Origin of the sequence: Pedobacter psychroterrae, from assembly GCF_004331695.1 — a bacterium.
GTDB classification, from domain to species: Bacteria; Bacteroidota; Bacteroidia; order Sphingobacteriales; family Sphingobacteriaceae; genus Pedobacter; species Pedobacter psychroterrae.
Genome location: NZ_SJSL01000004.1, coordinates 138,339 through 149,803 on the forward strand (window position 1 = coordinate 138,339; position 11,465 = coordinate 149,803).

The 11,465-nt window shown below is 41.1% G+C and carries 6 protein-coding genes; 2 read left to right on the forward strand and 4 right to left on the reverse strand.

Annotated features, from left to right (window positions below):
- Positions 1-19: 19 nt before the first annotated feature.
- The 3 genes from EZ437_RS15665 to EZ437_RS15675 form a co-directional block, all read right to left on the reverse strand.
- Entirely contained in the window at positions 20-1,705 is a 1,686-nt protein-coding gene (locus tag EZ437_RS15665) for a sodium/sugar symporter (RefSeq protein ID WP_131597096.1), read from the reverse strand.
- Between the two features lie 117 nt (positions 1,706-1,822).
- Positions 1,823-3,784 (reverse strand): c-type cytochrome, encoded by a 1,962-nt coding sequence (locus tag EZ437_RS15670; protein ID WP_131597007.1) that lies wholly within the window; start codon positions 3,782-3,784, stop codon positions 1,823-1,825.
- Positions 3,785-3,795: 11 nt separating this feature from the next.
- The gene (locus EZ437_RS15675) at positions 3,796-5,223 is read right to left on the reverse strand and encodes a 3-keto-disaccharide hydrolase (protein WP_131597008.1); all 1,428 of its coding nucleotides are present in this window, start codon (positions 5,221-5,223) and stop codon (positions 3,796-3,798) included.
- 310 nt (positions 5,224-5,533) lie between these two features.
- Between EZ437_RS15675 and EZ437_RS15680 the strand changes: the two genes are divergently transcribed.
- Positions 5,534-8,254 (forward strand): PQQ-dependent sugar dehydrogenase, encoded by a 2,721-nt coding sequence (locus EZ437_RS15680; RefSeq protein WP_131597009.1) that lies wholly within the window; start codon positions 5,534-5,536, stop codon positions 8,252-8,254.
- 46 nt (positions 8,255-8,300) lie between these two features.
- On the opposite strand, the gene EZ437_RS15685 is transcribed toward EZ437_RS15680, so the two are convergent.
- Positions 8,301-9,044, reverse strand: a complete 744-nt coding sequence (locus EZ437_RS15685; protein WP_131597010.1) for a hypothetical protein — start codon at positions 9,042-9,044, stop codon at positions 8,301-8,303.
- 213 nt (positions 9,045-9,257) lie between these two features.
- Between EZ437_RS15685 and EZ437_RS15690 the strand changes: the two genes are divergently transcribed.
- Complete coding sequence (locus EZ437_RS15690) at positions 9,258-11,462, forward strand: bifunctional alpha,alpha-trehalose-phosphate synthase (UDP-forming)/trehalose-phosphatase (RefSeq protein WP_131597011.1); 2,205 nt, start codon at positions 9,258-9,260, stop codon at positions 11,460-11,462.
- The last annotated feature ends 3 nt before the right edge of the window (positions 11,463-11,465 follow it).

The window sequence follows — 11,465 nt, forward strand, 5'->3', positions numbered from 1 at the left end:
AGCTAATCAAAATTACTCATTACCAGAATGCGGTATAAAGTGCTACCAGCATCGTAATAATAATTAGTGACCCAACTGCAAAGGATGTAGAGACCCTAAACATTTTAGTGTCTATTTCCAGTCCTTTAGGAACGATGCCTTTTTTGTTATCGTAAATACTGATGAAGTACATTCCGATCAGGCAGACTGCAAATACGATCAGCATCCTGTCCATAAACGGAATTTCGAAGACACCTGAAGAATTCGCAACTGCCCATCCATATTCATATAACGGAGAAAGATCAACCCATCCAGGAAGGAATTTTAAAACAACTGAAGTTACAAACCCGCCTATTGTAGCAAACAATGCTGCATTTGAGGTAGTTTTCTTCCAGAAGAAACCCAATATAAACATGGCAAAGATCCCTGGAGATACAAAACCTGTATATTCCTGTATGTACTGGAAGCCTTGTTTACCTTCGCCCATTAAGGCATCCCCTATTACCAAAGATAAAAGTACAGCCATTAACATCGATACAACAACAGTTATCTTACCAACGTTAACAAGCGTCTGCTCCCCTGCCGTAGTATTGAATGCTTTTTTGTAAATATCTAAAGTAAAGATGGTAGCGATACTGTTTGCCTTACCCGCCAACGAAGCAACTATAGCCGCTGTAAGAGCAGCAAATGAAAGTCCTTTAAGTCCGACAGGTAATAAGCCCAATAATGCAGGATAAGCCTTGTTTGGATCTTCCACCCCTGATGAGGTAAGTAATTGATCGCCGCTGATAGCCGGGATATCATGTTTAATGATATAATACACTGCAATACCAGGAATAACTACGATAACAGGCATCAGCATTTTTAAGAATGCAGCAAATAAAAGCCCTGATCTGGCGACTGGCAAAGATGCACCAAGTGCTCTCTGGGTAATATACTGGTTACAGCCCCAATAGCTTAAGTTGGCAATCCACATACCTCCTATCAGGACACTTAGCCCTGGAAGGTCCATGTAGTTAGGATCGTCCTTTTTAAATATCAGGTGGAAATGCTCAGATGCTCCGTCTGTTAAGATAGAGAAACCCTTTACAATACCTTGTTGATCTGAAATAATGTTTAATGCAATATAGGATGCTACAAGACCGCCAAGCACTAAGAAGAATACCTGGATCACGTCAGTGTAACCAATCACTTTCATTCCGCCCAGGGTGATGATAATGGCAAATACAGCCAGACCAAGTATACAGAACGTAATAGGAAGATCAGAAATACCGCTGATGGCCAATGCGCCCAGATAAAGGATAGACATCAGGTTAACAACAATATACAGCATTAGCCAAAACACGGCCATAATCATGGCTACTTTTTCATTGTATCGCTGGCTTAAGAACTGAGGCATGGTAAAAATCTTATTCTTAAGATAAACCGGCATAAAGAATACTGCTACAATAATGAGTGTTGCAGCAGCCATCCACTCGTAAGCGGATATGGCAAGTCCAAGTTTAAAACCAGAACCACTCATACCTATCATCTGTTCAGCAGAGATGTTTGAGGCAATGAGAGAAGCACCAATAGCCCACCAGGTAAGCGAGCCTTCTGCTAGAAAATAATCTTTTGAATCAGCTGTTTTGGTTTTCTTTTTATAGTAGATCCAGAAACCGTAGGCAGATACGATTATAAAGTATATGAAGAATACAATGTAATCGCGGTAATCGAGTTTGTTCATCATTTAAATTTGGTTTGTTTAATGAGGGATTAAAATTAAAAATTTATTTGGCATAACCATCAATTAATGACGATTATACCAAATAAATTTCCGTGCATATAAATAAGGAATAACTGTTTATTTTAACGAGTTGATCCAGGCTGCGATCTTCAAACCATCTTCTTTAGTAACCTGAGGCATAGGCGGCATTTCAGTCGCGTAGCCAGGCCAGTTCTGAGGCTGTGGGTTGTGGATAAGTTCTACGATTTTCTCGTTAGTATATTTGCGTTTTGCAACATCGCGAAATGCCGGGCCAATTTGCTTCTTGTCGGTGTTATGACAAGCTGTACAAGTATAGCTGGTCAACATGCCTTTTACCTGGGCAAAAGTTGGCACAATGGCTACTTTAGGTGCAGCTTTTTGCTCCGGTGCATTTTTTGCAGGGTTGTTTACTTTGGCTTTAATAGCGTCAGTAGTTTTAGTAGTATTGGCAGCCTTAGGCGAACTTCCTGAATTTCTAGTACTTACTTCAGACAAAGACAACTTATCCCCCGTCGGAATGCTGTTTAAAGTATAGTAAGCTACCGGGTGAAGCAATGAATACGCATTGCCTTTCTCGCGTACACCTTCTACTGTGATGGTATGGATGTAATACTGACGAAGGTTGTCTACTATAATCCTTGCTCTCATGCCATCAGCAGATACCTTTACACCTTTTACTTTCAGGCTTTCTTTGTTGACAGGAGGCGATCCGTAAACAGGATGATATTTGTACAAATAGCTCTCTACATTATATGAAGCAAGGTCTTCTGCTGTCTTTGTATCTACCGGTAAAGTAAATTCAATCTCAAACCCATCAGGCATTGCCCTTACAGCTCTCATTTCAAACGGAGTTCTGTCCTTATTATAAGTTAAACGTTCCAAACCTTCGTTTGCATCACCTGCTGAACCCCATCCACGGTTAGTTTCACCTACAAACAAGGATCCGTCATTGCCCCAGGCCATTCTCAATACTCCGGAGTGGAAACCACTTCTGAACATAAAAGATGCACCTTGTTCCACACCGTTAACAGTTTCAAAGAATACCCTTGAAATGATACTCATACCCTGATCACCAACCAGAATCTGACCCGAAAACGGACCAAAAGCACCCTCAGGAATTTTAACAGGCTCTGACGTAGAGATACCAAGAATACCGTATGGCAGCCATACGGAAGGTAATCTAAGTTCAGGGAAATCCTTTTTTAATTCAAACAGCATTTTGAAGTCTTCGTTAACCCTGTTTTCAGGTTTAATTGCTCTTCCCTGCGCATTTACATCTCTTCTTTCGTCAATTTTAGCCCTAAACTGTTCTTCGGTTAACTTAACAGGAGAATCTGAACGTCCAGTCCATCTTAAGCCTGCAGGGTGACCCAAAAAGTCTCCTTTGTTTACTTGCCAGATGGCACCTGAACCAAACCAGTCACCTTGATTGTCAGTATAATACAGCTGTCCGTCAATTACATTTGGACCGGCAGGAGAACGCTGACCAGTAGCCCATGGTTTCATTACACCGTCTTCAGATATGTTCATTGTCCATCCGCGCATTGGTACACGGCTTTCACCACGATACCACATTTCGTCACCAAAAGCAACGTTTCCAGTTACAAAGAAACTACCGTCTTTAGCTATTTTTGGTCCGAAACTATACTCATGGTAGTGACCACTTAAAGGCCAGGCATAAACAGTTTCATAAACATCAGCTTTACCGTCACCATCTGTATCGATCAGTTTGGTTAGTTCACCTCTTTGGGCACAATACAAAGCACCATTTTTATAAGCAAGACCTAATATTTCGTGCAAGCCACTTGCAAATTTGCGAAAATGAGGTCTGCTGCTTGTTGGATTTTCAACGATATAAACATCTCCCCTGCGTGTTGAAACACCAAGATCCCCGTTTGGTAAAGTAACCAATCCACCTACTTCAAGGATTGGACCTTCAGGAACTCTTACTTTAGAAGCCCTATAAAAGTCTTCCTCCTTAGGCGCATCCTGTGCTAACGCCATTGTAAAACTAAAACTTAAAGCCAGCATTGCCAGCGTCTTAAACGTATATTTCATCTAACCCTGAATTATAATAAAATAGAATAATTTAACTTACCTCGCACAAATACAACTAACTGCTTATTGCCGTTTGCATCTCTGATTACAGGTTTGTCCTTTACATCGTCAAATTTTAAATAGAATGACTGCCCGTCTATAACATATAGCCCTTTTGACACTTCCTCTATGCTGGTTCCATCAGCTATTAAAGCATATACATTGTCAACAGGAGCTGCAAGGCTGATTGTTCTGCTTATGCCCTGTCCACCATCTATGGCTTTAATTGCATCAGTCACGGTTGTTCCATACATGTTGTAGTGAAACGTAGGACGGTCCTGAGCATCTACAGTATAGCCTTTAGTTTTAAAGCCTGTACCAGTAGTATCTGCAAGCCATGCAGCCTGTGCATCAGCAAGTTTTGATAGAGCCGGAACCGGTTTCTTTGTAAAAACAGTCGTACTTCCGCGGGGTCTGGAGGTACCATTACCTCTTTCATGCCACATTGGAGTTGCGTCAACAAAATCTCCTCTCCAAATCTGAAACAGTGACCCGTTATCGAGGTCATAACTATAGTGTACCTGAACCGGGCTGCTTACAGAAATTGCATGAACAACTTTAGAACCTCCGGGAATGTCTACAAAACTGCGGATATTAGGAGTAGTATTAACGTCTATATAGATTGGGTTGGTATTGTCCCCTCTTCTGTTGGATGCGTCGGCAGTCAACTTGGAGAATTTAATATTTTTAAACGCAACCGCTCCATGATCTCCTTGAAGACGAAGCGGGGCAAGTGGTTTTTCTTCTCCGTTAGCACCCCTGGTAACGCCAGATAGTTCAACATTGTCATGAATTAATACACCGTTTAATTCGATGCTGATCACTCTTGCATTTTCAGTTTTTTTACCTGAACCATCAAATTTTGGTGCCTGAAATGCAATCTTGATGTGCTGCCATAAGCCTGGCGCACGCGATACATTCTGACGTGGCGCAGAACCTTCGTAACCTTTTCTGCCTTCTGGTTTGGAATCATCCCAGCGCTGATAGATACCACCATTGTTGGCTGCTGATGTATTGATCATACCCCAGGAATCTTCCAGTTGAATTTCGTAAACGCCTTGCAAATAGATTCCTGAATTTCCTCCTTTGGATATCATGTAGTCAAGATCCAGTACAATGTCTCCATGTGATCCAAGTGTCAAAAGGTCGGTTCCATGAGTTTTCTTAGATGGCAGATTCACTAGAATCCCAGTTCCTTTGGTAACGTTCAGCACATTTGTCTCATTCAAGTTTGCTGTAACACCGCCGGCTACAGACCATGTCTTACCGGGGTCCTTAAATGAAGAAAGATCTTTCAGATCAAATCCTGACTGGTCGGCAAGTTGCTGACCTGACACAAGCGCAGTTCCTAACAACCAGACAAAAGCTGTTGTTCCAAACCTTAAATAATTAAGCTTCATAGTGTGTTATTTGGTTTATAAAAAGTTAAAAGTACTAATTTGATTGGTCAAAAAAAGCTTCGCAAAATAATGATTTTGTTACAAAAAACAAGAACCTTTTTTTATGAAGGAATAAGCCTTGATTTATTTGCTAAATCTATTTTGTAGCGTAACAAGAAGCATTTAATGATTATGGTTGATTTGATTATATTTATTAGGTCCTTCATAAGGATTTTTAGTATAGTTTGGAAATCGATTGCGAAGAATATTTATTTTATAAAATAATCATCTATATTTAGCAATCGAAACCAAAAACACACGATTGACTTAAATGAAAACTTCTTTTGCTTTATTAATTTCCGGTATTGCATTTACTGCTTTAATACCGTTTAATCAGACTAGTGGCCCGGGTACCTGGCTAAACAGGAATTCCCCTGCAAACAAATCAAAGATCAATAACAGAATAGACACACCGGATCAGGACAGATTTGTAAAAGTTCAATTAGTTCATGGACAGCTTACAGAGCCGACCGAACTCGCGGTACTTCCCAACTTAGATATACTGGTGTCCCAGAGACGAGGGGAATTCCTAATCTATAAAAATGCGACTAAAACTCTAAAGGATGCTGGAAAGCTGGAGGTTTACTCAAAAACAAGTGTACCCAATGTAAATGCCGAGGAAGGGTTATTGGGCATGGCACTGGATCCTAACTTTGCTAAAAATCAGTACGTTTACGCCTTTTACAGCCCGATTTCTAAATCTGTAAACAGGCTTTCACGTTTTAAGCTCTTAAATGATAAGATCACTACTGAGTCTGAAAAAGTAATTTTAGAGTTTTATTCTCAGAGGGAAATCTGCTGCCATACCGGTGGTTCTATTGCTTTTGGACCTGAAGGATATTTGTATGTTTCTACAGGTGACAACTCTACCCCTTTTGATGCACCAAATACACCATATGTAAATAAAGGATATGCGCCATTGGACAATCGTCCTGGCTTTGAGCAGTACGATGCCAGAAGGTCTGCCGGTAATACCAATGACCTAAGAGGGAAGATCCTAAGGATCAAAGTAAATGAAGACGGCTCATACACTACTCCTGATGGTAACCTTTTTCCTAAAGGAACTCCAAAAACAAAGCCTGAAATTTATGTAATGGGAAACAGAAATCCATACAGGATCTCGGTAGATCAGAAAACTGGATTTCTATACTGGGGTGAAGTTGGCCCGGATGCAAATGCGGATGATGACTTAAGAGGTTCGCGGGGTTATGACGAAATGAACCAGGCTCGTAAAGCCGGTTATTTTGGATGGCCTTTATTTATAGGAAACAATTATCCTTATAAAGCCTACGATTTTACAAATGGAACTAATGGAGCTGCTTTTGATCCGGCCAAGCCGATCAATAATTCACCTAATAATACAGGACTTACAGAATTGCCTCAAGCAAATCCGGCATTTATATATTATCCATATGCGGAATCTAAAGAGTTTCCGGAAGTTGGTGCAGGTGGCCGTACGGCTATGACAGGACCTGTTTATTATACCAAACCTGGCGCATCACCATACCCTGCCTATTACAATGGTAAGCTATTGATTTATGAATGGATCAGAGGTTGGGTAAAAGCGGTAACAATGGCCCCTAATGGAGATTACTTAAGTATGGAACCTTTCATGGAGAATGTACCCCTGGCAGCACCCATTGATATGGAACAAGGTCCTGATGGTAAATTGTACATACTGGAATATGGTAAGGGATGGTTCGCTAAAAATCCAGATGCCGGTATCGCAAGGATTGACTACCTGGAAGGTAACAGACCTCCTGTGGTAAAAAACCTTACTATCGAAAATACCAGTGGCTTATTGCCTTATAAAATGACCGCAAAGGTAGAAGCTTCAGATCCTGACAAAGATGCACTAACCTATGTATGGAAGTTAGGTGCTATACTTAAAACAACAACTACTCCCCAAGTACAGCATACTTTCACAAAAGCCGGTCAATATTCGGTTAGCGTGACAGTGATGGATAAAAGTAGAGCCAGCTCGAAAAGCCAAACGATTGTCGTTTCTGCCGGAAATGCACAACCTTCGGTAAATATCGCTTTGTCTGGAAACAAAAGCTTTTGGTTCCCGGGTAATCCGGTGAGCTATAATGTTCAGGTTTCTGACAAAGGTGCTGTGGTAAATAAAAGCAGAATCTATGTTTCCAGCAGCTTTACGGAAGGTCTTGATATGGCCGGTGCACAACTTGGTCATCAGCAAGCTGCGCAAACCTTAGTAGGCCAGGCATTGATGGCTAAATCAGATTGCAGTACTTGTCATAAAGTAGACACCAAATCAATTGGCCCCATGTTTAAGCAGGTATCTTCGAAGTATCAAACGAAAAGTAATGCTGTTGAATACATTGCAGGTAAAGTAATAAAAGGAAGCTCCGGTGTTTGGGGTGAAGTGCCGATGCCAGCACATCCTACAATGAAGGAATCTGAAGCCAAACAGATCGCCGAGTGGATCCTGAGCCTTAGTGCGGGTGGAAATAGTACCCCTACTCTTCCGGCAGTTGGCAAAATCACTACTCCTGCTGAAGCTAAAGCAACGGCACCGGTATTAAATATCAAAGCCACTTATACTGATATGGGTGGTGTAGGTCTGAAACCACTTAGTGACACTTATGTTGCCAATCTTAGAAGTAGTGTGATTGATGCAAGGGATTTAAAAGACCTCTCAGGCTTTGCCCGTAAAGACAATAAAGGAGATATATCCCTTATCTTCCCTGAAAAAGAAGGATGGATCAAACTTAAAAGCATCGACTTGACCGGTATTGCAGCAATTGGGACCAGCATACAAAAAAGCGGAGACATCAACTATACGTTTGAGATCAGGATAGATTCAGAAAATGGGACGCAGGTTGGAAAAGCAGATAAAGTATCAGGACGGATAGATATATCTCCTGTTACCGATGGAAAATTTCATGATGTATTTATCAAGGTAAAAGCAGATCAGCCTGCTTCTAAAGAAAGACACGCATTAAAAACACTGATATTTCTGTCAAATTAAAAGAAATCTTCAACAGATAAATAAGGCCAGGCTAAATAGCCTGGCCTTATTTATTTTTAGTACCACCGATGTTTACTACTGCGCCTATAGTGAACAATGAATTTCCAGCAGTCATAAACTTCCTGTTGTTCAATCCAAAATTACCACTGGAGGTATATTGTAATTGCCAGGTATCACTTAAGCGCATCCTCGTAAAAAATATAGGTTCAAAAAATACATTTCCTTCCCTTAACTGACCCTTGCCATTCCGTATAAAGGTTTTCATCTCCACACTGCTGATACGCAATGCTGTTCCGAAGTTGACCGGAAAATCCTTGCCAAACATCCTGATGTTGTCTGTCTTTTTTGAACTGTAGTTGACTTGAAAAAACGTTTTGTTATAGGTTACCTCTTCTATATCTGTACTGATCAGCATATCATCATCATAGTCGCGAAATACCCGATCCGTTCTTCCTCCTCCATAACCTGCATATATTTCAATAATCCGGTTGTCATCCGGCCCAAAATTATTAAAATACCCGCCTCCTATTTCCACAAGTTTGTGCTTGTAATCTTTGCTCCTACCGTCATTATTCATATACGAGCCGCTAAACAGTACACCAAAATGTTCAGATGCAGCATATGCGCCGTTGATGCTGGCATTTCCGCGCAATGAAATATGTCCACCTCCGCTAAACTCACCCTTTGTGCTCAGCATCGGTGTGTTGGGCACATTTGGCATGTATACAGAAGAACAAGAACTAAGCAATATTAAAGACAGGTGGAGACAGGAATTTCGGATTTTGGACATAAAATGGACACTATTTACTGAATGTTTGCTGAGCATCAACAAATTTAACGCCAAGGTACGACATTGGACTGCAAACTTTTTTCGATAGTCGGGACGGGCAATTGATTCTATTGTTCAGGAATGCTATGCGTAACCACCTTGAAAATCAATCCTAAGACTATTTAGTTAATTATTCCAAACAACCGGGCGTTAAATGGGTTGTTTTAGTAGAATATGATAACTATTAACAAAACAATCATTATATCAAACCGCCTGCCAGTCAAGATTACAGAACAAAATGGCGAGTATATTTTAAGACCCAGCGAAGGCGGTCTAGCTACTGGTCTAGGATCCGTATATAAGGATGGCAACAATATCTGGATAGGCTGGCCTGGCATTGAAGTACCGCCAGAGCGGCAAGCGGAAGTAACCGACAAATTGGCCGAACTCAATCTTGTACCGGTTTTTTTAACCGCTGAAGAGATCAATCTTTATTACGAGGGCTTTTCAAACGAGGTATTATGGCCTACATTTCATTATCTCGCTACTTATGCAAATTTCGACCAAACATACTGGAATTTCTATAAATCGGTAAACGAAAAGTTTAAACAAGCTGTTATTGATAATATTCTGGATGGCGATACCGTATGGGTACACGATTACCAGCTCCTCATGCTCCCCTATCTTATCAGAACCGAAAAACCTAATATTACCATTGGATTTTTCCAGCACATCCCTTTTCCTTCTTACGAGATATTCAGGCTCATACCATGGCGTGAGGAACTTATATCAGGAATGCTCGGTGCAGATTTGCTGGGTTTCCACACTTTTGATGACGTCAGACATTTCCTTAGCGCTGCTTCAAGGCTTTCATCAGGCAAACTTCAGGACAATATCATCCTATATAAAGACAGGCAGGTAGTTGTAGAAGCATTCCCTATGGGGATAGACTACGAAAAATTTGAACGCCTTACCACACATGAAAAAGTAGCACGTCATTCAGCAACCTTCAAAAAAAGCCAGAAAAACCTTAAGATCATCTTATCTATAGACAGGCTCGACTATAGCAAAGGTATCATTCAGCGGCTCCAGGCTATGGAACTGCTTTTACAATTGCACCCACACCTGATAGAAAAGATTTCTTTATTTATGGTTGTCGTCCCTTCAAGGGATACTGTACCTAAATACAGGGAACTTAGGGACAACATAGATCAGCTGGTAGGTAATATCAACTCGCGCTTCCGTACCCTTAGCTGGACGCCGATACATTATTTTTACCGATCATTTTCTGTAGAATTCCTGTCGGCATTATATAGCATATCAGACGTTTGTCTGGTAACGCCCATGCGTGATGGAATGAACCTGGTAAGTAAAGAGTATGTAGCCTCCAGAACAAATAACGATGGTGTCTTAGTGCTGAGCGAGATGGCGGGTGCCTCCAAGGAACTCAATGATGCACTTATCGTAAATCCAAACAACATAGGTGATATTATGCGTGCCATTGTACAAGCAATAGACATGCCGCTCGATGAGCAGCAGTTGCGCATGAGCAGCATGAGGCATATTGTAAAAAAATTCAACATTCATCTGTGGGTCAAAAACTTTATGGATAAACTAAAAGAAGTAAAAGAAATGCAACAATCCCTGCTTGCTAAACATGCGGTACAGGCAGTAAGATCTCAGATCAGTAAAGATTATGCTGTTGCAAAAGACCGGTATATATTCCTGGATTATGATGGAACACTGGTCGGTTTTCAGGGTGATATAGACAAAGCATCGCCAGATCAGCGGCTTTATGAACTGCTGACCGAGCTTACCGCAGATCCTGCAAACAGGGTAGTACTGGTCAGCGGACGAAATTACGAGACCATGCAAAAGTGGTTTGGCCACATCAACCTGGATATGATAGCAGAACATGGTGCCTGGCAAAAACACCTCAACGAGGACTGGAAAGCATTGCCACTTCTCACCGATAAATGGAAACAGGAAGTAAAAACCGTGCTGGACACTTATACAGATCGTACGCCCGGCTCCTTCATAGAAGAAAAAAGCTATTCGCTGGTATGGCATTACCGTAAGGTAGAAAAAGGATTGGGTGAGCTAAGGGCCAACGAGATTACCAATCACCTAAGAATCTTCATTGCCGACAAAGGGTTACAGATGATGGAAGGCAATAAGGTCATAGAATTTAAGAACATAGAAGTAAACAAAGGAAAAGCCGTCTTAAACTGGCTTTACAATAACAATCCTGATTTTACTGTAGCGCTGGGCGATGACCATACAGACGAAGATATTTTCAAAGCCCTGCCTCCCCAAGCTTATACCATAAAAGTAGGCAGTAATATTTCTGCTGCCCGGTATTATTTAAGGGATTATAAAGAAGTAAGAGAACTACTTAAAGAATTGCTCAGACAAAAACAGACAATAGAAAACACCTGATCA

Coding starts and splice junctions, on each gene's coding strand:
- EZ437_RS15675 (WP_131597008.1), bottom strand. CDS start 5,223: ATGAAGCTTAATTATTTAAGGTTTGGAACAACAGCTTTTGTCTGGTTG.
- EZ437_RS15665 (WP_131597096.1), bottom strand. CDS start 1,705: ATGAACAAACTCGATTACCGCGATTACATTGTATTCTTCATATACTTT.
- EZ437_RS15690 (WP_131597011.1), top strand. CDS start 9,258: ATGATAACTATTAACAAAACAATCATTATATCAAACCGCCTGCCAGTC.
- EZ437_RS15670 (WP_131597007.1), bottom strand. CDS start 3,784: ATGAAATATACGTTTAAGACGCTGGCAATGCTGGCTTTAAGTTTTAGT.
- EZ437_RS15685 (WP_131597010.1), bottom strand. CDS start 9,044: ATGTCCAAAATCCGAAATTCCTGTCTCCACCTGTCTTTAATATTGCTT.
- EZ437_RS15680 (WP_131597009.1), top strand. CDS start 5,534: ATGAAAACTTCTTTTGCTTTATTAATTTCCGGTATTGCATTTACTGCT.